Annotated in this window: 27 protein-coding genes; 15 read left to right on the forward strand and 12 right to left on the reverse strand. The window is 42.2% G+C overall.

All coding sequences use genetic code 11. From position 1 onward, the window contains the following. The 6 genes from rnc to N518_RS0102350 form a co-directional block, all read right to left on the reverse strand. Positions 1 to 693 carry a ribonuclease III gene (gene rnc / locus N518_RS0102325; protein WP_005019370.1) on the reverse strand — a complete coding sequence of 231 codons (693 nt, stop codon included), beginning with the start codon at positions 691 to 693 and terminating at the stop codon, positions 1 to 3. Next, positions 674 to 1,039: a DUF4845 domain-containing protein gene (locus N518_RS0102330; RefSeq protein WP_005027002.1), complete on the reverse strand. Its 366-nt coding sequence runs from the start codon at positions 1,037 to 1,039 to the stop codon at positions 674 to 676. Before N518_RS0102330 ends, rnc begins: the two co-directional genes overlap by 20 nt. A 21-nt stretch (positions 1,040 to 1,060) precedes the next feature. Continuing rightward, complete coding sequence (gene lepB / locus N518_RS0102335; RefSeq protein WP_005019366.1) at positions 1,061 to 1,888, reverse strand: signal peptidase I; 828 nt, start codon at positions 1,886 to 1,888, stop codon at positions 1,061 to 1,063. 21 nt (positions 1,889 to 1,909) lie between these two features. Continuing rightward, a complete protein-coding gene (gene lepA, locus N518_RS0102340) occupies positions 1,910 to 3,727 on the reverse strand; it encodes a translation elongation factor 4 (RefSeq protein WP_005027005.1) in 1,818 nt (605 codons plus the stop codon). A gap of 174 nt (positions 3,728 to 3,901) precedes the next feature. Continuing rightward, complete coding sequence (locus N518_RS0102345; RefSeq protein ID WP_005019361.1) at positions 3,902 to 4,345, reverse strand: acyl-CoA thioesterase; 444 nt, start codon at positions 4,343 to 4,345, stop codon at positions 3,902 to 3,904. A 123-nt stretch (positions 4,346 to 4,468) separates the two neighbouring features. Then, on the reverse strand, positions 4,469 to 5,851 hold the full coding sequence (locus N518_RS0102350) for a Do family serine endopeptidase (protein WP_005027010.1): 1,383 nt from the start codon (positions 5,849 to 5,851) through the stop codon (positions 4,469 to 4,471). A gap of 220 nt (positions 5,852 to 6,071) precedes the next feature. Here N518_RS0102350 and nadB point away from each other — a divergent pair, with 220 nt between their 5' ends. Further along, positions 6,072 to 7,730, forward strand: coding sequence for an L-aspartate oxidase (gene nadB, locus N518_RS0102355; protein ID WP_169332033.1), 1,659 nt, complete (start codon positions 6,072 to 6,074; stop codon positions 7,728 to 7,730). A gap of 30 nt (positions 7,731 to 7,760) precedes the next feature. Here the strand turns inward: nadB and tmk are convergent, their stop codons facing one another. Genes tmk through pabC form a run of 3 tightly spaced genes read right to left on the reverse strand, consistent with a single transcriptional unit; the run spans position 7,761 to position 10,238 of the window. Further along, positions 7,761 to 8,369 carry a dTMP kinase gene (gene tmk / locus N518_RS0102360; RefSeq protein WP_005027015.1) on the reverse strand — a complete coding sequence of 203 codons (609 nt, stop codon included), beginning with the start codon at positions 8,367 to 8,369 and terminating at the stop codon, positions 7,761 to 7,763. A gap of 9 nt (positions 8,370 to 8,378) precedes the next feature. Then, the gene (gene mltG, locus N518_RS0102365) at positions 8,379 to 9,422 is read right to left on the reverse strand and encodes an endolytic transglycosylase MltG (RefSeq protein ID WP_017400852.1); all 1,044 of its coding nucleotides are present in this window, start codon (positions 9,420 to 9,422) and stop codon (positions 8,379 to 8,381) included. Positions 9,423 to 9,425: 3 nt separating this feature from the next. Beyond that, the gene (gene pabC, locus N518_RS0102370; RefSeq protein ID WP_026443942.1) at positions 9,426 to 10,238 is read right to left on the reverse strand and encodes an aminodeoxychorismate lyase; all 813 of its coding nucleotides are present in this window, start codon (positions 10,236 to 10,238) and stop codon (positions 9,426 to 9,428) included. 168 nt (positions 10,239 to 10,406) lie between these two features. On the opposite strand from pabC, the gene N518_RS0102375 reads away from it, so the two are divergent. The 6 genes from N518_RS0102375 (at position 10,407) to N518_RS0102400 (ending at position 15,915) form a co-directional block, all read left to right on the forward strand. Then, complete coding sequence (locus N518_RS0102375) at positions 10,407 to 11,420, forward strand: sulfate ABC transporter substrate-binding protein (protein WP_026443943.1); 1,014 nt, start codon at positions 10,407 to 10,409, stop codon at positions 11,418 to 11,420. Between the two features lie 27 nt (positions 11,421 to 11,447). Continuing rightward, a complete protein-coding gene (locus N518_RS0102380; protein WP_026443944.1) occupies positions 11,448 to 12,059 on the forward strand; it encodes an RBBP9/YdeN family alpha/beta hydrolase in 612 nt (203 codons plus the stop codon). An 86-nt stretch (positions 12,060 to 12,145) separates the two neighbouring features. Continuing rightward, positions 12,146 to 12,979, forward strand: coding sequence for a sulfate ABC transporter permease subunit CysT (gene cysT / locus N518_RS0102385; protein ID WP_005019345.1), 834 nt, complete (start codon positions 12,146 to 12,148; stop codon positions 12,977 to 12,979). Further along, the gene (gene cysW, locus N518_RS0102390) at positions 12,976 to 13,869 is read left to right on the forward strand and encodes a sulfate ABC transporter permease subunit CysW (protein ID WP_005019344.1); all 894 of its coding nucleotides are present in this window, start codon (positions 12,976 to 12,978) and stop codon (positions 13,867 to 13,869) included. Before cysT ends, cysW begins: the two co-directional genes overlap by 4 nt. 11 nt (positions 13,870 to 13,880) lie before the next feature. Beyond that, positions 13,881 to 14,942, forward strand: coding sequence for a sulfate/molybdate ABC transporter ATP-binding protein (locus tag N518_RS0102395; protein WP_005404421.1), 1,062 nt, complete (start codon positions 13,881 to 13,883; stop codon positions 14,940 to 14,942). A gap of 49 nt (positions 14,943 to 14,991) precedes the next feature. Continuing rightward, entirely contained in the window at positions 14,992 to 15,915 is a 924-nt protein-coding gene (locus N518_RS0102400; RefSeq protein WP_005019342.1) for a CysB family HTH-type transcriptional regulator, read from the forward strand. Between the two features lie 87 nt (positions 15,916 to 16,002). Here N518_RS0102400 and carO read toward each other — a convergent pair whose 3' ends face one another. Next, the gene (gene carO, locus N518_RS0102405; protein WP_026443945.1) at positions 16,003 to 16,746 is read right to left on the reverse strand and encodes an ornithine uptake porin CarO; all 744 of its coding nucleotides are present in this window, start codon (positions 16,744 to 16,746) and stop codon (positions 16,003 to 16,005) included. Positions 16,747 to 17,065: 319 nt separating this feature from the next. On the opposite strand from carO, the gene dapD reads away from it, so the two are divergent. The 5 genes from dapD to N518_RS0102430 all read left to right on the forward strand — a co-directional run bounded on the left by dapD (position 17,066) and on the right by N518_RS0102430 (position 20,378). Further along, complete coding sequence (gene dapD / locus N518_RS0102410) at positions 17,066 to 17,887, forward strand: 2,3,4,5-tetrahydropyridine-2,6-dicarboxylate N-succinyltransferase (protein WP_004731685.1); 822 nt, start codon at positions 17,066 to 17,068, stop codon at positions 17,885 to 17,887. Between the two features lie 131 nt (positions 17,888 to 18,018). Continuing rightward, complete coding sequence (gene queE, locus N518_RS0102415; protein WP_004731687.1) at positions 18,019 to 18,729, forward strand: 7-carboxy-7-deazaguanine synthase QueE; 711 nt, start codon at positions 18,019 to 18,021, stop codon at positions 18,727 to 18,729. 34 nt (positions 18,730 to 18,763) lie between these two features. Continuing rightward, entirely contained in the window at positions 18,764 to 19,432 is a 669-nt protein-coding gene (gene queC / locus N518_RS0102420; RefSeq protein ID WP_026443946.1) for a 7-cyano-7-deazaguanine synthase QueC, read from the forward strand. 16 nt (positions 19,433 to 19,448) lie between these two features. After that, positions 19,449 to 19,859, forward strand: coding sequence for a hypothetical protein (locus N518_RS0102425; RefSeq protein ID WP_005019333.1), 411 nt, complete (start codon positions 19,449 to 19,451; stop codon positions 19,857 to 19,859). Between the two features lie 51 nt (positions 19,860 to 19,910). Beyond that, a complete protein-coding gene (locus N518_RS0102430; protein ID WP_005027032.1) occupies positions 19,911 to 20,378 on the forward strand; it encodes a peroxiredoxin in 468 nt (155 codons plus the stop codon). A gap of 183 nt (positions 20,379 to 20,561) precedes the next feature. Here the strand turns inward: N518_RS0102430 and N518_RS0102435 are convergent, their stop codons facing one another. Beyond that, on the reverse strand, positions 20,562 to 21,131 hold the full coding sequence (locus tag N518_RS0102435) for a nicotinate-nicotinamide nucleotide adenylyltransferase (protein ID WP_026443947.1): 570 nt from the start codon (positions 21,129 to 21,131) through the stop codon (positions 20,562 to 20,564). A gap of 98 nt (positions 21,132 to 21,229) precedes the next feature. Between N518_RS0102435 and N518_RS0102440 the strand changes: the two genes are divergently transcribed. Beyond that, complete coding sequence (locus N518_RS0102440; protein WP_026443948.1) at positions 21,230 to 22,078, forward strand: enoyl-CoA hydratase-related protein; 849 nt, start codon at positions 21,230 to 21,232, stop codon at positions 22,076 to 22,078. A 112-nt stretch (positions 22,079 to 22,190) separates the two neighbouring features. Beyond that, positions 22,191 to 22,973 (forward strand): nitroreductase family protein, encoded by a 783-nt coding sequence (locus N518_RS0102445; protein WP_005027039.1) that lies wholly within the window; start codon positions 22,191 to 22,193, stop codon positions 22,971 to 22,973. 228 nt (positions 22,974 to 23,201) lie between these two features. On the opposite strand, the gene N518_RS0102450 is transcribed toward N518_RS0102445, so the two are convergent. Next, positions 23,202 to 23,516 (reverse strand): NIF3 1, encoded by a 315-nt coding sequence (locus N518_RS0102450; protein WP_005027041.1) that lies wholly within the window; start codon positions 23,514 to 23,516, stop codon positions 23,202 to 23,204. 118 nt (positions 23,517 to 23,634) lie between these two features. Between N518_RS0102450 and N518_RS0102455 the strand changes: the two genes are divergently transcribed. After that, entirely contained in the window at positions 23,635 to 24,486 is an 852-nt protein-coding gene (locus N518_RS0102455; protein ID WP_026443949.1) for an SDR family oxidoreductase, read from the forward strand. Positions 24,487 to 24,522: the final 36 nt, after the last annotated feature.

Here is a 24,522-nt window from a genome sequence, read left to right on the forward strand (position 1 = left end):
CTATTGCTCCAATAACTTTAATATTTCCGCTGCTGCTGCTTGCTCAGCAAAGCGACGACTTGACCCTTCTCCGATAAATTTAGGCAGGCTGTCGACCGAACACTCCACTTTAAAATGCTGGTTCGGTGCATCCCCTTGAATATCGACCACCTCATAAACAGGGAGAGGTTTTTTACGGGCTTGCAGATATTCCTGTAACCGGGATTTCGGGTCTTTTAACTGGTCGGTTGGCTCAATATTGTTTAAATATGGACCATACCACTTCAGTACGATGTCTTGTAAAATCTTGAGCTCACCACAGTCAATATAAATTGCTCCGATAATGGCTTCTACAGTATCGGCCAGAATCGATTCACGGTGGTGTCCTCCCGATTTTAATTCACCTGTACTTAATATTAAACACTGACTAAGTTTCAAATCGTTTGCAATCTTGCCTAATGCTTCCTGCCTGACCAGAGTAGCACGCATGCGGGTCAGTCGGCCTTCATTTTCAAAAGGATACGCATGATACAAATAGTTGGCAATAATCATGCCTAATAGTGAATCGCCCAAAAACTCCAGACGTTCATAATTATATTTGTGACTAACCGACCGGTGAGTCAGGGCAAGCTGCAACAACTCAGGCTGCTTGAACTGATAGCCGATACGGCTGGGTAAGCGAAAATCACTTACCTTAGAGTGACCTTTGATCAAAACTCTTCTCGAACTTTAGTACTAAATCAATATTAAGCAAGAAAGGTTTTCTCACTTCATAGCGGGTATTTACATGTAAACCCTGATCATTTGAAACTTGGGCAATATCTTTGAACTGCAAGTCATCAATATTGTTCATGTCCAAACGCTGATCCATCTGCTGGGTAAATTTTGCTGGCGTTATATCTGCTGGACTGTCTTTTAATAACTCTTCAATCTGGCTGTTAATCACACGGTTATCCCAATATGCTGGCCATATGGCTACTACAGCCTTTACCACCATTGCAAAGACAATAATCGCAAATAGAATTGTAATATAAGAAGTGCCTTGCTGAGCATTACGCATTGTTATTACCCACCCAAATGGTTAATCAATTTTACCGTTACGTGCAAAGCTTGGTATCTTGAAGCCGGGTTCCTTATGCATCCAGATATAAACTGCTCGACCGGCCAGATTTTCTTCAGGCACAAACCCCCAAAAGCGGCTGTCTGCACTCTGGTCACGGTTATCTCCCATAGCGAAATAATGACCTTCTGGAACTTTGACTTCCCAGTAAAGACCATCTTCACCCGAGTATTTTCCATTTTCAACATAGTTAATAAATGGAGCCTGACGCGCAACATTTACCCCTTCAAGCTCACGCATGGTAAAAGTATGTTTGCCCAAAGTTTCTTTATGATAGATCGAAGCTGGCGTGTCCTGAATATCCTTTTCACGGCTGAACTCAACCGGAACCTTTTTAACTGGCTGTCCATTAATACTCAGCTGTCCATGGTCATATACAATATGATCACCCGGCAAGCCGACTACACGTTTAATATAGCTAATACTTGGTTGCGGCGGATAACGGAATACCACCACATCACCACGTTCAGGTTCACCAATATCAATGAATTTTTTATTTATAATCGGCAGACGCATTCCATACTGATACTTGTTGACCAGAATAAAATCTCCGGTTTCCAAGGTTGGTACCATAGAGTCTGACGGAATATTAAAAGGTTCATAAAAGAAAGAGCGCAGTACAAGCACGATGGCTAGTACTGGCCAGAAGTCATAAGCCCAGGTAATGATAAAATTTTCATTGCCACGGCCCCTCGTTTTGCGTTGCTTGAAAACAAGTTTATCGAGCAGCCACACCAGGAAAAAAATGACAGTGACTGGAACGAGGATCAAGTTAAAATCAAAATCCATGAGCTAGATGACCTCTTATTATTATCTTTCTACTTTTAAGACTGCAAGGAACGCTTCCTGAGGGATTTCAACACTACCCACCTGCTTCATGCGTTTCTTACCTTCTTTCTGCTTAGACAGAAGTTTTTTCTTACGTGACACGTCACCACCATAACATTTCGCCAAGACGTTTTTACGCATGGCTTTTACAGTAGAACGGGCAATAATCTGTGCACCAATAGCTGCCTGAATCGCTACATCAAACATTTGACGCGGAATCAGATCTTTCATTTTTTCGACCAGAGCAATACCACGGTGACGCGCATCATTACGATGGCAGATCATTGCCAGAGCATCAACTTTCTCACCATTAATCAGCACATCTACTTTTACCAGTGAGGAGCTTTCAAAACGGACAAAGTTATAATCTAGTGATGCAAAACCACGTGAACAGGACTTCAAGCGGTCAAAAAAGTCCATGACGACTTCTGCCATTGGAATTTCAAAAGTAATAGAGACCTGATTACCCAAGAATTTCATGTCTTTTTGAACGCCACGACGCTCAATACACAGCGTCATAACATTACCCAGATATTCTTGTGGCACCAAGATATGACATTCTGCAATTGGCTCACGCAAATCTTCAACAGTAGAACCATCAGGCATTTTTGACGGGCTGTCGATATAAATCGTATCACCTGCTTTAGTTAATGCTTCATAAACTACTGTAGGGGCAGAAGTGATCAGGTCCAGATCATATTCGCGTTCCAGCCGTTCCTGAACGATTTCCATATGCAGCATTCCCAAGAAGCCGCAGCGGAAACCGAATCCTAACGCATCAGAACTTTCAGGTTCGAAAAATAGTGCCGAGTCATTAATCTGAAGCTTGTGCAATGCTTCACGGAAAGGCTCAAAATCACTGGCGTCAATCGGAAATAAACCCGCATATACCTGAGGTTTTACCTTTTTGAAGCCCGGCAGCGTACCTACTTCTGGCGTAGAGGCCAGAGTAATGGTATCACCAACAGGAGCGCCAAAAATATCTTTAATACCGGCAATAATAAAACCTACTTCGCCTGCTTCGAGCATTCCGGTTTCAGTATGTTTTGGATTAAAAATACCCACAGAGGTAATAATATGAGTCTGGCCTGTTGACTTCACCAGCATTTTATCGCCTTTGCGCACACGCCCCTGCTTGATGCGAACCAGGGAAACTACACCCAAATAATTATCAAACCATGAGTCAACAATCAGAGCCTGTAAAGGTGCATCACGGTCACCCTCTGGCACCGGAATAACCTCAACCAGTGTTTCCAGAACTTTATCCACACCCATACCGGTTTTTGCAGAGCAAGTCGGTGCATGAGTCGCTTCAATTCCGATAATTTCCTCAATCTCGTGAATGACGCGTTCAGGCTCAGCCTGTGGCAGGTCAATCTTGTTAAGAATTGGCAGAACTTCAAGGCCTTGTTCGATTGCGGTATAACAGTTGGCAACTGACTGTGCCTCAACACCCTGTGCTGCATCGACTACCAGTAGAGCACCTTCACAGGCTGCCAGTGACCGTGAGACTTCATAAGAAAAGTCAACGTGCCCTGGGGTATCAATAAAGTTGAGCTGATATTCCTGACCATTCGGATGCGTATAATAGAGTGTTACAGAAGCGGCTTTAATAGTAATACCGCGTTCACGTTCAAGCTCCATTGAGTCAAGCACTTGTGCCTGCATTTCACGGTCTTGCAATCCACCACACATTTGAATGAATCGATCTGCCAGGGTCGACTTGCCATGGTCAATATGCGCAATAATCGAAAAGTTACGAATGTTTTTGATATCAACAGATTTTTTAGCTTGCGCCATGGGCTACCTTGAAAAATGTATACGGCTATGTACAAAATTTAAGGTACATAGCAAAAGCTGTTTCGGGAAATTGCGAGCGATTATAACAGATGGAATTTTTAAAGTATCCATAAATCATGCGCTTTTGCTTTGAGCTGTAAATCAGCAAAATCTGGAAAAACCATATCGACCAATTTAGATTGTCGAGAAATCCATCGGGTTTATCTCTGCTGAAATTGGCTGGTAAGCCTGAGTAAAAGTGGGCGACATACGTTTTGGGCGACCCGTTGCTATTTCGATACATGCCCATTTGGTCTGACCGGTAAACAGCAGGGTTTGGTCTTGTGGACGGTAAAAAGCGTACTGACGGTATGAGTACAATGCATTAATATCATAGAGCCAGGTACGTAGAATCAGTTCCTCCCCTTCAAATGCAGCTTTACGGTATTGTACCTGATGCTCAACTGCGACCATGGCATGTTTAAGTTCCTGATACTGTTTCAGTCCCAGTCCAAGTGCCTCAATATGTGCTTCTGCCACCTGTTGCATCCAGGCGACATATACGACGTTGTTTACATGTCCCAAACTATCAATATGCTCTGGCTGAACCTGAATGTTTAAATCAAAAAATGTATTCACGTGCAATTTTTTCCTGTCTTGCATCAACTCACATAAAACATCTAGTGTAAAGGCATCATCCGGCTAATGGTACTTAAATAAAAAGCCATCCTGCAGGATGGCTTTAAACATTGGTATAGTTTGTTACTGGATTCGCAGGCCCAAGATAGCGCGTTGCCCCTGACGGATCAGCGCAACCCGGGCTACCGTATTCTTTTTCAGCTTACTTACTGCATTTACGAACTCATCGCTGTTTCGCACAGGCGTATTATTAATTTGAGTAATGATGTCTTCTGGCATCAAGCGGGATTGTGCTGCCAGCCCCCCTCGCATAACTTCCTGAATATATACTCCGCCCTCAATACCCAACTGCCTGCTTTCAGCCTCGGTCAGATTGCGAATAGCTATACCTAAAACAGGTCCTTTATTTTGTACAGGTGTATTGGTTTTTGCTGGCGTATTATCTGGTGCCGTAGTGAGCGTAGCAGTAATATTACTCAATTTCTCGTCACGTAATACCTGCAAGCGAATACTCTGATTTGGAGCCTGACGGTTGAGATAATTCAAAAGATCTGAAGTACGGGAGATCGCCATCCCGTTAATTTGCAAGATGATGTCACCAGCTTTTAGTCCTGCTCTGGCCGCTGGAGAATTTGGTGCGACCTGGGTAATAAGTGAACCTTCCGGTTTAGGCAATTTATACGCTTCTGCCAGATTACGGTCGATATCTTGCAGCATTACCCCCAGATAAGAGCGGATTACTTTACCATTACTCTTTAATTGCTCAGCGACATCCATTGCGACATCAATTGGTATGGAAAAAGACAGGCCCATATAGCCACCCGTTCCACTAAAAATACGTGAATTTACACCTACAACTTCACCACGCTGGTTAAATAGTGGCCCCCCAGAATTACCGGGATTAAGCGCAACATCTGTCTGAATGAATGGTACAGAGGTTTCTCCCATCATACTTCGGGATTTAGCACTGACAATTCCCGCTGACGCAGAATAATCAAAACCAAATGGCGAGCCAATTGCCAACACCGGTTCACCAACCTTGAGCTGGTCTACATTGCCAATTCGCAGAGCTGGAAAGCTTGAGCCATTAACTTTAAGTAAAGCCACATCGGTTCGTTCATCACTTCCAACTACAGTAGCATCAATTTCACGACGATCATTCAAGGTGATGCTGATACGTGAGGCATTTTCAACTACGTGATGATTGGTCAGCAGATAACCATCTTTACTAATAAAGAAGGCACTGCCGTAGCCGGTTTTTTCTTGCGGTACTTGCTGTTGCGGAATAATCACCTGATTGCCAAAAAAGCGGCGTAATAACTCCGGTACCTGCTGCTGTAACAGCTCTTCCTGTGTCATTTTCTTGACAACATTTACACTCACAACAGCCGGACTGACCTGCTCAACCAGATTAGAGAAATCGACTGTAGAAGCCGCCTGTGTCTGTACCGCTGCCATAGTAAAAACAGCAGCGTACATTCCTTTTTGTAATAAGCGATTTTTCATGAAGCACAACTCACATACTGCAGTTAAATGATAATTTTTTAGCTGAACGGTTTTTTAATTTTGATTAATAATATGTTTGATGAATAATTTAAAACAAGGTTTTAGCCAAAACGTTACAAAATTTAAATTTAATTGGAAATTCTGGTTAAACCTGAGCGTTTTAAGTCTTGCATTCTTAGGCAAAAAACGGTCTGATGATCGAATTTCTATCAAATAGCCGATGAATATGAGCAGTTTAAATACAACTCATCAGTTTGACGTCATTATTATAGGTAGCGGTGGAGCCGGATTAAGCCTGGCATTATCATTACCTCACCATTATAACATTGCTGTTTTAGCTAAAGCTCCCCTGACAGAAGCCAGCACATATTATGCACAGGGTGGCGTAGCCGCAGTTCTGGATGAAACTGACTCTATTCAACAGCATATTGATGACACCATGATTGCAGGCGCCCAGTTATGCGAGCTGGACGCGGTTAAACATACTGTAGAAGGTGGTAAACCTTCAGTCGATTTTCTGCTCAAACATGGCGTACAGTTTACGCTGGATGATGCCGAACAACTGCATCTTACCCGTGAAGGCGGACACTCTCAGCGCCGGATTATTCATGCTGCCGATGCAACCGGCAAAGCGATTTCAACGACACTGGTGCAGCGTGCCCGAGAACAGAAAAATCTGACCATATTTGAAAACTATATTGCAATTGACCTGATTACTACCGAAAAATTAGGAATAGATGAGCAAAAAAATCGGGCCGTCGGCCTTTACGCACTTAATGAAAAGACTGGCAAAGTCCATACTTTTTTAGCCCCATTTACCGCACTGGCCTGCGGAGGAGCTATGAAAGCCTACCTGTATACATCTAACCCTGATATTGCAACCGGTGACGGAATTGCCATGGCGTACCGTGCTGGCTGCCGTGTGGCCAATATGGAATTCAACCAGTTCCATCCAACCTGTCTGTATCACCCTCAAGCCCGCTCTTTCCTGATTACAGAAGCCATGCGTGGTGAAGGTGCTTATTTGCGTCTGCCAGAGGGTGAACGTTTTATGCTGCGTTTTGATGAGCGTGCCGAGTTGGCCCCTCGAGACATTGTGGCTCGTGCCATAGATTTTGAAATCAAGCGGCTGGGTATTCGTCATGTGTGGCTGGACATTACCCATAAACCGGCTGAATTTGTAAAAGAACACTTCCCGACCTTATATACCCGTCTGCTTGAACTGGGTATTGATATTACCAAAGATATGATTCCCGTGGTGCCAGCTGCGCATTATACTTGCGGCGGCGTGATTGTGGATGAGTATAGCCAGACCGATATTTCTGGCCTATATGCCATTGGGGAAACCTCCTATACCGGTCTGCATGGTGCGAACCGAATGGCAAGTAACTCCCTGCTAGAGTGTTTTGTTTATGGCATGAGTGCAGCCCAGCATATCCAGAGCCAGTTTAACCCTGAAGTTAGCTTGCCTGCTGTGCCTGAATGGGACGACTCGCAGGTTACCGATGCAGACGAAGATGTTGTAATACTGCAAAACTGGGACGAACTGCGTCAGACCATGTGGAATTACGTTGGTATTGTCCGTACCAGTAAACGCCTCAAGCGTGCATTGCATCGAATTGAGATGCTTAAACGGGAAATCACTGAATATTATGAAGATTATCAGGTCAGTAAAAACCTGATTGAGCTGCGTAATCTGGTACTGGTTTCCGAGATGATTGTACGCTGCGCGATGGAACGTAAAGAATCGCGTGGTTTGCACTATACGCTGGATTATCCGGAGCTGGCGCCTGAACTTCGAAAAACCATCCTAATGCCACCAGATTTCAAAGTTAGTCAACCGCGGGTTAATGAGGAAGTCGAACCAGCACTTGGTTAATCCAATCCTTTTCTAAAACTGGCCTTTAATTCAGGCCAGTTTTCCAATCTGTTCCAACGCCTGTTCAAGTACCTTTTCTGGTGCTTGTGTAGCATCAAGGCGCTTAATCCGTTCCGGATGTTGTTGCCATAATCTAGTGTAACCTGCGCGCACTTTTTCAAAAAAACTGACCTTTTCTTGTTCAAAACGGTCTAGTGCACCACGCTCACGGGCACGAGACATTCCCAGCTCAACCGGTGCATCTAGCCATAATGTAATATCTGGCATACGAGAAACAAAAGACTGGTTGAGAAGCGCCAGTTTATTTTCATTCAGACCACGTCCAGCACATTGATAGGCAAAACTGGCATCGGTAAAACGGTCACACAAAACCGTTTTACCGGCCTGAAGCGCAGGTAAAATGACCTGTTGTAAATGTTGGGCTCTTGCTGCATACATCAGCAGAAGCTCGGTATCATCACTCATCTTTTCATCATGACTAACAGAGAGTAATAGTGCACGAATCTGTTCAGCTAAAGATGTTCCACCCGGTTCACGAGTGAGTATGATCTCGGCACCCTTTTGCTCATAATGTGCATAAATTTCACGGATTAGAGTAGTTTTTCCTACGCCTTCTGTACCTTCGAAACTGATAAACATCCTACGCTCCTAATTTTTAGCTCGAAGTACAGATAGATATTGCTGTACTGCACGGTTATGTTCTTCGAGGCTGGCGCTAAATTTGTGCCCCCCATTGCCGGTGGCAACAAAGTAAATATTATTTGAGTTATCCGGATGCATTGCTGCCTCAATTGCTTTTTTACTTGGCAAAGCTATTGGCGTTGGCGGCAAGCCAGAAATTGTATAGGTATTATAAGGCGTTGGTGTACGCAGATCCTTTCGGGTAATATTACCTCTATAGTTATCCCCCATACCATAAATTACGGTCGGGTCAGTCTGTAAGCGCATTCCCATTTTCAGGCGGCGCACAAACACTCCGGAAACCTGTTGCAGTTCACTATCAATGCTGGTCTCTTTTTCAATAATAGAAGCCATGATCAGTGCTTCATATTTATCTTTATACGGTAGACCACTGGCCCGGTTTTGCCATGCCTCATCCAGTGCTTTCATCTGGCGTGTATAGAGATGGGTTAGAATCTTGCGGTCGGTTTCACCTTTTGCAAAGAAGTAAGTGTCTGGTGAAAATAGCCCTTCCGGATGGCTGTAAGGAATATTCAATTCCTTTAATAGCTGCTGTTCTGGTAAATGAGTAATAGTATGAGTAACCAGCTGGTCTTTTTTCAGATTTTCAAGTAACTGCTTAAAGGTCGTGCCTTCAATCACTAAAATCCGGTTCATCTGGGCATTTTCAGCGTTCGAGATCAGTTCAAGTACTTGCCGAACACTCATGCCTTTTTGGATTTCATATACACCAGTCTTTAATGTGTCATGGATGACCAGTTTCTGGTAAAGCTTTAAAATAATTGGAAAACTGATTTTGTCGTCTTCAGCCAGCCGGTCAATAAAGCCTGAATAGGTGTCTCCCGGATTAATTGCCAGCATTTGTTTTGGCCCATTTACCGGATAATTTTTAAACAGGCTTGACCAGAGCAACACCAAGCCAAGTATGAACAGGCCTGCAATAATCGTCAGTACAGCAGGGAACGTAGGTTTAGCATTCTTTTTTTTCGGAGTTGAGTGAGGTTTCGGCATAAACTAGCTAATCTGATCCAGTTGCAAAATACGGAATAAATCCAGACAAGGCTGGGAATCCAGGCTCCGCTGTCCAAGTTGAGTAACAATTTTCATGGGGCTTAATGCATTACAGAAAAACAGGCTCTGAAAATGCCCAATATTTTCCATGTCGATGAAACGCTGCTCGCAGACGATATTTTTCCGCTGCATGCGTGACAGGATTGTCGCCCGCATCACGCCGTGGATGCCATTATAGCGAAGTTCCGGTGTAAACCATGTATTGTTTTGAAAAACGAAGCAATTACTGCTCACGCCTTCAACAACACTTCCCTGCACATCGGTGACCAGTGCCTCATCCCAACCCTGCATTTCGGCTTCCTTTTTAAGTAGCACCTGCTCCAGACGATTCAAAGATTTAATACCTACCAGACTCGGCATACATAAACCCATAGCCTGATTCAGCACACCACTTCGGATCAGCTGCGGTCTAATCACTTCACTGGCTTTAGGATAAAACAGTATATAAATATCGGCCGGATGTTCAGGCAAACTATAACCCCGCTGCCCTCTCCCGCGACTGATCAGTATTTTTAACGTACCATTCAATACCGGATAATGATTTTGTAGCTGTTCAAGCGTTTTATCAATCAGGTTAAAATCAGCATCAAGATATAGACGCTCACAACTGTTCCTCAGCCGAGCCCAATGTAAATCTTGCAGCTCTATCTGGTTATTCCGCAGCCGGGCTGTCGTAAAACAGCCATCTCCATACTGAAAAGCCCGGTCTTCAATAGGAACATTTTCTATTTTCTTAGCATTCTTGAAAAACAGCATCGATATGAAGTATCCAGTTGATTCTGCAACTTAGTTTAGAAACAGAAGTATATTTTCTTTTTCTTTATTTTTCATAATGAATTCGTTTTTTATTATTTTTTATGGATAAAGACTAGCGCTATTCTGCTTTCATGTTTTTATGCTTATGCAAAATATTGGGGATAAAATATGAAATTTTCAAAAGTAAAAATTGGAATAATTGCAGCATTACTTTCGGCCTCTACTGCAAGCTTTGCAGCTAAAGATTTTCTCAATGTGTCTTATGATCCAACGCGTGAGCTTTATGATCAGGTAAATAAGCAGTTTGGTGCTTACTGGAAACAACGTACCGGTCAAGACCTGAATTTACGCCAGTCTCATGGCGGTTCAGGTAAGCAGGCACGCTCGGTGATTGATGGGCTGGAAGCTGATGTGGTGACTTTGGCACTTGCTGCTGATATCGATGTAATTGCTGAAAAAGCAAAATTATTACCTGCTGACTGGCAGAAAAAATTACCACAGAATTCCACTCCTTATACTTCAACTATTGTATTTCTGGTACGTAAAGGTAATCCGAAGGGAATAAAAGACTGGGGTGACTTGGTAAAACCGGGAGTAGGAATTATTACTCCGAACCCTAAAACATCTGGAGGCGCGCGCTGGAATTATCTGGCAGCCTGGGCATGGGCAAAGCACCAGCCAGGGGGTAATGATGCCAAGGCACAGGAGTTTGTTCGCCAGATTTATAAAAATACCAAAGTGCTTGACTCTGGCGCACGTGGAGCTACTACAACGTTTGCTGAACGTGGTATTGGTGATGTGCTGCTGGCTTGGGAAAACGAAGCCTTTCTGGCAGTACGTGAACAGCCTGGCAAGTTTGAAATTATTACGCCCTCTTTATCTATTCTGGCTGAACCGCCTGTAGCGATTGTAGAAAAAAATGCAGCCAAAAAAGGGAATCTGAATGTTGCAAAAGGTTATCTAAACTTCTTGTATTCACCTTATGCACAGGATCTGGTTGCCCGTAATTATTACCGACCACGTAATGAGGCAGTCCTGAAAAAATATAGTAGTACTTTTAAACCGCTGAAGCTGGTCACAATTGATCAAGAATTTGGTGGCTGGAATAAGGTACAAAAGCAGCATTTCGAAAATGACGGTGTATTTGACCAGATTGTAAAAATCAATAACAGCCAAAAGTAGAGTTCTGTGTAAACCGGGGGATCAGACATGAGTTCAATACATACAGTAATTGTACCGGGCGTAGGTGGCAGTGAATATGAACACTGGCAATCCTGGTTACAAAGACAGCTCAGGTCCTGTTCCCGTGTACAGCAAACAGACTGGAATATGCCAATACTTCGGGAATGGATTGCCCAGTTTGTGAAAACTGTAAGTTTGCATCAGGAACCTCTCCAGATTGTAGCGCATAGCTTTGGCTGTCTGACCAGCATCGCCGCACTTGCCGAATATCCGGAGCTGGCACACAGAATCAAAAATCTGGTACTGGTCGCTCCAGCTAATCCTGAACGTTTTGGTGAGGCCGGTTTTGCACGGAACAGTCAATATAACTATGCAGAATATTTTCAGAATCTAAAAATCCGTGTCCCGGCCCAGCTAATCATCAGTGACAATGATCCGTGGTTTAAGCTTGAAGATGCCCAGTTTTTTGCTAATGCCTGGAATCTAAAACCAGTTAGCTTGGGTAAAGTAGGTCATATTAATGTAGCTTCCGGCTTCGGGCCTTTTCCGGAGATTTTCGATTTTTTAATTGCAGAGAAAAATAGCTTAAATATCAATATTACTGATAACACTGAGTTGTTTTTCAGATTTGCAATTTAAAGGCTCATGAATATGCTTGAGCAGTTTTTTCAGTTTTATTTCACCTGCTTATTTTAAGTGGGCATACTCTCTTTTGAGGAGTTAACATGTTGCAGCGTTCCCGAGTGCTGCCAGGATTTGGTCTTTCTTTAGGCTTTACCCTTGCTTATCTGTCTTTAATTGTTCTAATCCCTCTTTCTGCGGTATTTATCAAGTCGCTAGGTATTGGCTGGGATGGTTTATGGGAAATTCTGAGTTCAGAGCGTATTTTAAAATCTCTGCAGCTCAGTTTTACGACTGCATTGCTGGCCGCTTTTATTAATGTTGTTTTTGGATTACTACTGGCTTGGTGTCTGGTACGTTACAGTTTTCCAGGAAAACGGCTGGTAGATGCCTTGATCGATCTGCCTTTTGCGTTACCTACTGCAGTTGCAGGTATTGCCTTAACTTCTCTTTATGCACCCACTGGCTGGATTGGACAGTATTTGGAGCCTTTAGGCATTCAGGTCGCTTACACCCCTATCGGGATTACACTAGCACTGATTTTTATTGGTCTGCCTTTTGTCGTGCGCACGGTACAACCAGTTTTAAGCGATGTAGAAACTGAACTGGAAGAAGCGGCTTCTGCATTAGGTGCAACCCGTTTTCAGACTATTACTAAAATTATCTTACCTATTCTATTTCCAGCTCTTTTAACCGGTTTTGCACTTGCTTTTGCTCGGGGAGTGGGCGAATACGGCTCTGTAATTTTTATTGCAGGCAATCAGCCTTTTGAAACCGAGATTGCTCCCCTTATGATTATTTCACGGCTGGAAGAGTATGATTATGCGGCTGCGACCACTATTGCTGTGGTTATGCTCTTAATTTCATTTGCGATTTTATTTTTGATTAATCTGTTGCAGGCCTGGGCCAGCCGTCGTACCGGGAGAACTGCAAGATGAGTTTAACCACCAATAGTAATGCACTGGCAGAAAAACTGCAGTCACGCGATGCGACCAGGGAAGCAGCTTGGGTACGCTATCTATTACTCACTATCGGTCTGCTATTTTTTCTAAGCTGTCTGGTTCTTCCTCTTATTCTGGTATTCGTTGAAGCTTTTAAGCAGGGTGTCGGAGTTTACTTTCAGGCGCTGGTCCATCCGGATACTTTATCTGCAGTCAAACTGACTTTATTGACAGCAGCGATTGCAGTACCTCTTAATGTAGTCTTTGGCGTAGCTGCTGCATGGTGTGTAGCCAAATTTAACTTTAGAGGCAAGTCTATTCTGACCACCATTATTGATCTGCCCTTTTCGGTTTCGCCTGTTATTGCCGGTATGATGCTGGTCCTAATTTTTGGATCTCAAGGCTGGCTGGGAGAATGGCTGATAGATAACGATATTAAAATTTTGTATGCCACTCCTGCGATTGTTTTAGCCACAATATTTATTACTGTGCCATTTGTAGCACGTGAACTGATCCCATTAATGGAATCACAAGGTAATGAAGAGGAAGAAGCTGCAATTGTACTGGGTGCGTCTGGCTGGCAGACCTTCTGGAAAGTGACTTTACCCAATATTAAATGGGGTCTGCTTTATGGCGTAATTTTATGTAATGCACGAGCTATGGGTGAATTTGGCGCAGTTTCAGTTGTATCTGGTCACATCCGTGGGGAAACCAATACATTACCCCTGCATGTCGAAATTCTTTATAACGAATATACCTTCAGTGCCGCTTTTGCTGTGTCATCACTACTGGCATTACTGGCAATTGTGACATTAATCCTGAAAACCTGGGTAGAACTCGGGCAGGAAAAACAAGCTAAGCGTAATGATGATTCAGCCTCTTCTTAAGGAATGCCCCCATGAGTATTCAAGTTAAAAATATTGAAAAACACTTTGGTGCATTCCATGCACTAAAAAATATTTCACTCGATTTTCCTGAAGGTCAACTGGTTGCCCTGCTTGGCCCTTCAGGTTGTGGTAAAACGACTTTACTCCGGATTATTGCCGGTCTTGAATCGGCAGACGGCGGACAGGTTCTGCTAGAAGGTAGCGATGCGACTGATGTACATGTTCGTGAACGTCAGGTAGGTTTTGTATTTCAGCATTATGCGCTATTTAGACATATGAGCGTATTTGACAATATTGCTTTTGGCTTGCGTGTACGTCCCCGCAGTACTCGACCATCGGAAGCTGAAATTAAAAAACGGGTAACCCGCCTGTTAGATCTGGTGCAATTAGGATTTCTGGCAGATCGTTATCCAGCCCAACTTTCAGGTGGACAACGTCAGCGTATTGCTTTAGCGCGTGCGCTTGCAGTAGAACCGCGAGTTTTATTACTAGATGAGCCTTTCGGTGCGCTTGACGCGAAAGTTCGTAAAGAGTTACGTCGCTGGTTACGAACTTTACATGACGAACTTCATATCACTTCCATCTTTGTTACCCATGATCAGGAAGAAGCGCTTGAAGTTGCTGATCAAATCGTGGTGATGAATAAAGGTAATATTGAACAGATTGGTTCACCTCGGGAAGTCTATGAGAAACCAGCTACGCCATTCGTATTTGACTTCTTGGGTCAGGCCAACCGTTTTGAAGGGCAATATCAGCAAGGCATTATCCAGATTGGACAAGACCGTATCCAGCTCCCTCATAGTGTAGAAATTGCGCAGGGAAAAGTTGTTGCGTTTGCCCGTCCTGATGAATTACGTATTCACGCTCAACCGCAAGATAATACGATTCAGGCAACATTTCTGCGTGAAATCTGGATTGCTGGTAATGTTGTAGCAGAATTGCAGGACCGCAATGGTAATCTGATTGAAATCACGCTTTCACCAGAAGAAGTAAAACAGCATCAGTTCAGGGCACAGCAGAATGTATGGATCAGTGCTTCTGCCCTACACCTGTTTGAAGATCAGGTCGCGTAAATATAATAAAGGGGCTGTATATGCCCCACTCTTTTTTGAGGTAATCCAGATGAACTTTCAGCAACTTAGAATTATTCGGGAAACGGTAAGACAGAATTTTAACCTGACTGAAGCCTCAGCGGCACTCTATACATCACAGTCAGGTGTTAGCAAACATATTAAAGATCTTGAAGATGAACTGGGGGTACAGCTTTTTATTCGTAAAGGTAAGCGTCTGCTAGGCCTGACAGAACCTGGCCAATCTCTTTTAAATATTGTTGAACGTATGCTGGTCGATGCAGAAAATATCAAGCGGTTGGCTGATGATTTCAACAAAGTTGATGAAGGTACACTTACCATTGCTACCACTCATACCCAAGCGCGTTATGTTCTCCCACCAATTGTTAACCAGTTTAAAAAAGCTTTTCCCAAAGTTCATCTCATCCTGCAACAAGCCAGTCCGGTAGAGATTTCAGAAATGCTCTTACAGGGGGAAGCTGATATTGGTATTGCTACAGAATCATTGACAACAGAAGAAAATCTGGCCAGTGTTCCATATTATACATGGGAACACAGCATTATTACTCCACAGCATCATCCTTTAACCCAACTGGAAAATATTCGTCTAGAAGATCTGGCTAACTATCCAATCATTACTTATCATGGCGGTTTTACTGGACGCTCTAAAATTGACAAGGCTTTTGAAGCAGCCAATATTGAAGTTGATATAGTAATGTCTGCACTTGATGCAGATGTTATTAAAACTTATGTAGAACTCGGTATGGGGGTAGGCATTGTTAATAATGTCGCTTATGATGCAGAGCGCGACTATCGCTTGAAACAGATTCAAACTGATATTTTTGGTTTAAATACCACTTGGTTAGCAGTTCGTAAGGGACATTTGTTACGTGGTTATGGTTACGAGTTTATTTCGTTGTGTTCACCTGAAGCTGACATAAAAGCACTCAAGAAAGTGGCCTATCCAGAAGAGTAAGTTTTTAAGCAATTTTTAAATTTGATTGAATAATTATAAAAGCAATAAAAAAACGGACCTTAGTCCGTTTTTTTATTGCTGACTGGATTAGAAGCGGAAGCTCACACCTAGTTTCGCTACTGGTAACCATTCGTATTTATTGTCGTTACGAATATCACGTTCTTCTTGAGCAAGAGCATCTTCTAAACTGTTACCTTCGCTTCCTGGGCCTACTGCTATTAAAGCTTCTGGATTAGCAGTTAAATTTGCAGTTGGATTTCCATTATAGTAGGCACCAATTTCACCAAATACTCCCCAACGATTAGTAATCGCGGGAGAAAAACCGATACCTACATAAGGAGCAATGTTGTTCTTGTAGGATAAATCACCACTAATACGAACATCGGCACCAGTTGGATTGCTAAAGCGTTCTCCACCTACTGTAAATGAAGCATTAGTACCTGGACGACGTTCTAGACCATAATCATTATCAATATAACCTACCCCAGCCGCCATATAAAACCAATTTGCCCATGGACGGATTTCAGCATTTAAATAGGTCAGGTTATTGTCCATATCCAGGTCATATTTAGTCCCATTAATAGATAGATCATCAGACCAGGAAATGTCACCGCCGTTATAACCTAAAGTGACACCTACATATGGGTTAGCACTCCAGGAAATTGCACCACCATAACCGGTAGTACCGACTTCAGCACGAACAGCTGCAGGTTTAAAGAAAGAGAAAGATGCTACACCTTCATCTGTTACGATCGTTTCATCAGCAGCCATAGCAGAACCAGCTGCTGCAGCCAAAATAGAAACTGCTAAAATTTTATGTAAAGATTTCATTATTTCTCTCCTCAAAAGAACTTATTTTGATCATTAGTTATTCGTGATGAGCTCAATATAAAGGACTTAAAAAATATTTTTTATTCACGTTTTGCTGATCTTTTGTTATTTTTTGATACAAATTAATTTTTCTTGTTGATAACCTGGATTTTTCTAACACTTCTCCTACATTTCAACATAATGAAAAAGTACACTTATCACTTTAATAATTTCACGCTTTCTACACTTTTGGTTATTTTTCATCTATTTTTAGTGCTTTCAACTATTTTTCCTGCAATATAGTGTAAAATCTAGAAAATTTTTTTCTGGAAGGAAGATCATGTCGCAGCTTTCAACAATCATTGAACAAGCGTTTGAAGACCGTGCGAATTTTACAGCTGCAGATTGCTCTGCTGAAATCCGTCAAGCAGTTGAGGAAGTAATTGCTGGTCTAGACAATGGTACTTTACGTGTTGCTGAAAAAATCGATGGTGAATGGGTTGTTCATCAATGGATTAAAAAAGCGGTATTGTTATCATTTAAATTGAACGACAACAAACCAATGGAAGCTTGTGATCTTCGTTTCTATGACAAAGTAGAGACTAAATTCTCAGGTTGGACTGAAGAACAATTTAAGGCTGCTGGTGTACGTGTCGTACCACCTGCTGTCGCACGTAAAGGTTCTTTCCAGGCCAAAGGCGTGATCTTGATGCCTTCTTATGTCAACATCGGTGCTTATGTAGATGAAGGCACGATGGTTGATACCTGGGCAACTGTCGGTTCATGTGCGCAAATTGGTAAAAATGTTCACTTGTCAGGTGGTGTAGGGATTGGTGGTGTGCTTGAACCACTGCAAGCGAATCCAACCATTATTGAAGATAACTGCTTTATCGGTGCACGTTCTGAAATCGTTGAAGGCGTAATCGTTGAAGAAGGTTCTGTAATTTCAATGGGTGTATTCATTGGTCAATCGACCAAGATTTATGACCGTACCACTGGCGAAATCCACTACGGCCGTGTACCAGCAGGTTCAGTCGTTGTTGCTGGTAGCCTCCCTTCTAAGTGTGGCACTTACAGCCTGTATGCTGCCATCATCGTGAAAAAAGTTGATGCACAAACTCGTTCTAAAACAAGTCTGAACGATCTATTACGTGAAGACTAAGATGTCTTAACTTAGAGGACACATTTGTGTTCCTCGGAGCTTCAACTGCTCCTCGTCTCTACGATTAGTAATAATCGTAGGGATTTTTATTTTTATATCCGGTTATTTATTTCTCATTGGTTAGTTTTGTTATGAATACGCTTCGATCTTCCGCAATTCCTGTCTCTGATCCGTCTGCGGGTTTACGCATTACGGAGATTTTCTATTCATTGCAAGGTGAAGCCAATGCCGCAGGACTGCCAACGGTATTTATCCGTTTAACCGGTTGTCCATTACGTTGTAGCTATTGTGATACCACCTATTCCTTTGAAGGCGGTGAGCGTCAGTCTCTGGACGATATTATCCAGACCACGCTAGATTTTAAAACCCCTTATGTCTGTGTGACCGGTGGTGAACCACTGGCACAACCAAATGCCCTACCCCTGATGCAGCGACTTGCAGATTTAGGATGTCAGGTTTCACTTGAAACCAGTGGCGCTTTAGATGTGTCCAAAGTGGATTCACGTATTTCTAAAGTTTTAGATTTAAAAACACCAAATTCAGGTGAAGTTGCACGGAATTTGCTTGCTAATCTCGATCATTTAACTGCACATGATCAAATCAAGTTCGTAATATGCAATCGTGAAGATTATGAATGGTCAAAACAACAACTTGAACAGTACCAACTTCAAGACAAAGTGAGTACAGTTTGGTTTTCGCCTGCATTTGCGGTCGAAAAAGGTGCGGTTCGTTTACCGCCACTGGCACGTGATTTGGCTCAGTGGATTTTAGAAGACCATCTCCCTGTTCGTTTCCAGTTACAGCTGCACAAGTTGTTATGGAATGATGAAACTGGTCGTTAATTTTTTGTAAAGTATTTTTTTGGAGAATCAGCTTATGCGCCCTCGTGCCATTGTCCTGTTATCTGGCGGTTTAGACTCAACCACATGTCTGGCTTGGGCACAGGCACGCTATGAATGTATCGCACTCAGTTTTCGATATGGTCAGCGTTCAACGACCGAGCTGGATGCAGCAAAAGCTTTAACGCAACGTGCGGGTGTGGAACATCGAGTGATCAATATTGATCTGGGTAATCTGGGTGGTTCGGCACTGACAGATCATAATATTGATGTCCCTGTACAGGAACAGTCAGGCATACCCGTAACTTATGTTCCTGCCCGTAACACCATCTTCTTGTCTTATGCCTTGGCAGCTGCAGAAGTATTTGATGCAGAGGCTATAGTAATCGGGATTAATGCCGTAGATTATTCAGGTTATCCGGATTGTCGTCCTGAGTTTATTGAAGCATTTGCCAATATGGCGCGCTTGGCCACTAAAGTGGGAGTAGAAGGCAAACCTTTAAAATTTGAAACACCCCTGTTACATTTATCTAAAGCGAATATTATACGTTTGGGCATTGAACATGGCGTAGACTATAGCCAGACGGTTTCCTGCTATCAGGCAGATGACCAAGGACGTGCTTGTGGACAATGTGATAGCTGCCGACTTCGTAAACAAGGTTTCCAAGAAGCAGGTATTGAAGACCCTACACGTTATATACCGTAATCACCAGGTACAATTTATGAAGAACTTAGCATCAAAACTTTTCCTTTCCTCCCTGTTCTCAGCAGCTACTCTGTTAACAGTAAATACCCATGCTGCAGAAGCAAATCCTCTTCAGCAGGCTTATAAAAGCACAAATGTTAAATCTGCCCTAATCAATGTTTGTAAAACAGAAACAGGTAAAAGCAAGAAACTCTCTGCTGCTGAAGTAAGCAAATACTGTACCTGTGCTGTAGAAGCAGATGGTAAATTGACCAATGCTCAAAAATGGGAAATCCAGAGCACAATTAACCAGAAGAAAAGCCCAAGCAGTTTAGCTTTTGTTCAAAAACAAAATAGTGATTTACAAGCATGCTTCGGTCCACAGTTAACTTCAAAACTGCAAAACCTGACCCAAGAAGCCATGAAATCAGCGCAGGCAAAAAAATAATTGCCTTATTATTTTGCTAGCCACATTCGTGGCTAGTTTTTGGAGAAAACCATGAGTACTGAAGATATTAAATTACCTGACCACGTATTCCCAACCGCAAATGGTGAGATCAACTTATCTGAAGTGCCATCTGCATGGTTGGTTCTCTATTTCTATCCTAAAGATTCTACACCCGGCTGTACTACTCAGGCCCTTGAGTTTACTGAATTAAAAGATCAGTTTGATGCTATGGGCGCTACTGTCGTGGGTATCTCTCGTGATTCAGTCAAATCTCACCAGAATTTTACCAATAAGCAGGAACTGCAAATTGAACTAGTCAGTGATGCAGATGAAATCCTGTGCAAACATTTTGATGTCATTAAAGAAAAAAATATGTATGGCAAAAAAGTTATGGGTATCGAGCGTTCTACCTTCCTGTTCCATAACAACCAGCTAATGAAGAGTTACCGTAAAGTCACCGCAGCTGGTCATGCTGCTCAAGTATTAGATGATATCCGCACAATGAGTGAAGTGGAATAAACCATAAAAACTCTAATAGCAAGCCGGCACTTTAGCCGGCATTTTTATAGATCTGTGGTCTTTAGTCTTGCTTGATTTCTTTAAGAAAGGTGTGAAGCAGACTACAGGTGTGTTTTCAAGTTTAACCGGTTCGACATATAAACTCTCTAATATTGCTAAATTATTTAAAGGTTTTAATCTTCATTACTGTATATTGCTATAGTCCTGCTCTTTATATTTTTGCTGTAGCTGACGGTACACCAGACCATGCTGGAAATTCTTCAAAAAATTTTGTGAACCCGCCGGTAAAGCTTCTGTTTTAATTATACCCTGATAATAGGCTTCGCGCAGTGGCGTCGCAGAAATGGCACCTTCCAGACTCTCCAGTTCAACCATCGTCCATTCTGGAAATAGTTTCAGATAATATGATGATGCATCTTTAAAATGGCCGATCAGACCAATTTTAGAGCCAGTTTGAACCACCTGATTAACTAAAGCTTTAACCTGCTTTACCCATTTTTCATCATTGTAGACATCAATGACATGAACAAAAATAATTCGCTTCTGATCTTCTGGTGAAAAGTTGGACAAAATCATCTCTTCACGTTCAGAAGCTGTGAATGGATTTTTGAGATTCCGTTCATTTTGAGCTGAACCCAAAGCCAGAATCACATACTGACTTTGACTTAAGGCAACCTGTACCGTCTGCAAATGTGCATAATGAAAAGGCTGAAAACGCCCGATGAAGACAAGATAATCAAAAGTATATGACATAAGTTCTGAGCTTTAATGACTCATCAGTTGCATTTTCAAAAAAGATATGCGACATAATAAGCCATAATAAAATCATGATTTAAAGCATGGATAGTACGATGACATTAAGCTGTATACAACAACCACATCAACATTTAAAAGCAAAACTGGCTCACGGAATTCTTACGCTGGCTATTGACCGGCCTGAAGCCAAGAATGCCTTATATGGTGAGCTTTATTTATGGATTGCTCAGGCACTTGATGAAGCAGATATTTCTAGTGATGTACGGGTAGTAATACTTCGTGGCTTAAATGATGACTTTACTGCAGGAAATGACATGAAAGATTTCATGCAGTTTACCCAGCAGCCTTTACAGGATAAAGCAGGCAATATGCCCCCTTTTGTCTTGCTTAAATCAGCAACAAAATTTTCAAAGCCTTTAATTGTAGCGGTTAAGGGGGTAGCTATTGGTATAGGAGTAACTATACTGTTGCATGCCGATCTGGTCTACAGTGATGATGATGCTATTTTCCAGATTCCATTTGTAAGTTTAGGTCTTTCTCCAGAAGGTGCAGCAAGTCAGCTTCTTGTTAAGCAGGCAGGCTACCATCGTGCTGCTGAACTGCTGTTTAGTGCTAAAAAATTCACAGCAAAAACTGCCGAACAGGTAGGCTTGGTCAATCGTGTGATTAAGGATGACATCTATGAAGATGCCAAAATTATTAACTTGATTATTGAAAATGATGTTTATGATTATGCTCACAAAGCTGCCGAATATCTAACTCAGTTACCGCTTGCCTCCATTAAACAGACTAAAGCGCTAATGAAAAAAGATTTAGCTAATATTATTGAGTGCATTGATGAAGAAGCTGAAATTTTTATGCAGCGCGTTAAATCTCCTGAAATGATGGAAGCTGTACAGGCTTTTATGCAAAAACGTAAACCTGACTTTACACAGTTCAATTAAGTTTTATGCTCAAATCTGGATACCTGAGATGTGTCCAGATTTTTTGTTGTCTATACTCCTCTGCCTCTGAGGATTTTCTCTAAATCTTCCTATTGAATTGAACTGTTTAATTATGCCAAATACTGAAAATTATACCCAAGACAGTGAACAGCCAGAAAAGAAACGTTACTATGAACCTGCACCTCAGGATATTAACGTTGAGCAGTTCAAAAAAGTTGTAGAAAGTCGCCGTTCAGTACGCAAGTTTACTGACAAGCCCATTCCAGAAGATGTGCTGGATGCATGTCTGGATTTAGCCTTACTGGCACCCAATTCATCCAACCTGCAACCATGGACTTTTTACGTAGTTCAAGATCCTGATAAAAAACAGCAGCTGATAAAAGCCTGTATGAGCCAGCTCGCTGCCAAAACTGCATCTGAACTGATTGTCTGTGTTGCACGTACAGACCGCATTGATGAAATGGCAAAACGTAATGTCAATGAATTTCCTTTTCCAGAAGCGCCGCCAGCAATCAAGAAATACTACAAGTATATTCCGTATAACTATAAAACGGGCTATTTGAATGCTTTTGGCAACTTTAAGAAAGTTGCTTTTAAAGTGGCGCGCAGTCTGGATAAGCAGATGCCAGTCTCTGCATTTAGTCCTGCAGATGCCAAACTCTGGGCAAGCAAGACCACAGCGCTGGCATGTGAAAATCTGGTACTGGCTTTACGTGCCTACAGTTTTGACAGTTGCATGATGGAAGGTTTTGATGAGCCGATGGTACGCCAGATTTTGGAACTAAATGACCAGCAATATCCAATCATGGTGATTGCTGCAGGTGAACGGGCCAAAGATGGTGTATTCTTTCCACAGTACCGTTTTGATCGCAAACTTTTTATACAAAAAGTTTAAAAAGTTTTCATGAGCGTCATCGAGTACAAGTAAGTAAAATAGGTTTTCTTGCTTCTGCTTACTTTATTAATAAAAGTAAGCAGACAAGTATAAACAAGTTATTTTGTATAGAGCGGTAAGTAGGCTAAGGTAATAGATTTTAAAAGGAAATTTTTCTTAAAATAAAACCTGCTTCAATCGCCTATTACAGCTTTAGCTTGTTCATAAAAGATGCTGAAAACAGCTCTGCTATTGTATGTTGAGAAGTTGAATAAACTCGAATGCTGGTTCTTCATAAGGATGGCTGTTCTTTAGCGCCCGAGCAACAGCAGCAGCTTTTTCTTCAGGTACAATTGATTCTACCCGCCATTCCTCTACTTGTTCAATTTTTCCGACCTGACCAATATGTGGGTCCGCTCCTTGCATTGGTCTAAACTGCCCAATTCCCTTTACCTGCCATACACAATGTTCATAATCTCCTATTCCTCCTGCTCCGGCGGCAAAGATTGCTTGTTTGGTAGAATCCAGATACTCATCAGGAACGAAGTAAATCAGCTTTAACATAGAACCTCCTTTTTGTTATCTCTATCTTTAATATCGTATAGCCAACGTTATTGTCACTAGGCAAGCTGAATAAATTACCGAATAGTAAAAAAATTCATGACAATCTCAGGATTATTTTATGGCAACAGTACTAATTACAGGTGCGGGCACTGGCTTTGGTAAAGGCGCAGCATTTCTCTTGGCAAAGAATTATCAAGTGATTGCAGGTGTCGAGATTGCAGCACAGATTTTTAGTCTGGAACAGGAAGCTAAGGCTCAGGGACTTGATAATATTCGCTTTGAAAAGCTTGATATTGCGGATCCAAAAGATCGTGAAAAAGCTGCAGCTTGGGACATTGATGTCTTGGTTAATAATGCAGGGATTTCAAAAGCCGGCTCTTTGGTCGATATACCTGAGAAAAATTTGCGTGAACAATTTGAAGTGAACGTTTTCGGCACAATGCTGTTAACACAAGAGTTCGCTCGTAAAATGGTAGATAAACATAGCGGAAAAATTATTTTCATTTCAAGTGTTGCCGGACTTTCTGCCGGGCCCCTGATTGGAGCTTATTCAGCCTCCAAACATGCGATTGAAGCATTTGCCAAAGCACTGGATGGTGAACTGCAAGAATTTGGCGTACAGGTTGCAACTGTAAATCCGGGACCTTTTTTCACAGGCTTCAATGACCGGATGTTTGAAGACTGGAAAACTTGGGGAAACAACCCTGAAGAGTGGATCTTTGATTACTCTCAAATGGCCTTTCCTCATGAACAGTTTGATCCTGAAATAGTTTATCAGGTTATTGCTGACGTCGTTGAAGGTAAAAGTGATCTGTTTAGAAATGTTGTGCCTCAGGAGATGAATGATCAGTTACAGAAATCTGAAGATGAACTCTGGACCAAAAAAGTGAGTACCGACAAGAAACGTCATCCACAAGTTGAAAAGGCTTATGAGCTTGAGCCCTATACCAAGGCATCTGAGGATAAATAGTCAAAAGTTTTTTTATAAAAAAAAGCCACCTGAGGT

Source organism: Acinetobacter sp. UNC436CL71CviS28 (assembly GCF_000620525.1).
GTDB lineage: Bacteria > Pseudomonadota > Gammaproteobacteria > Pseudomonadales > Moraxellaceae > Acinetobacter > Acinetobacter radioresistens.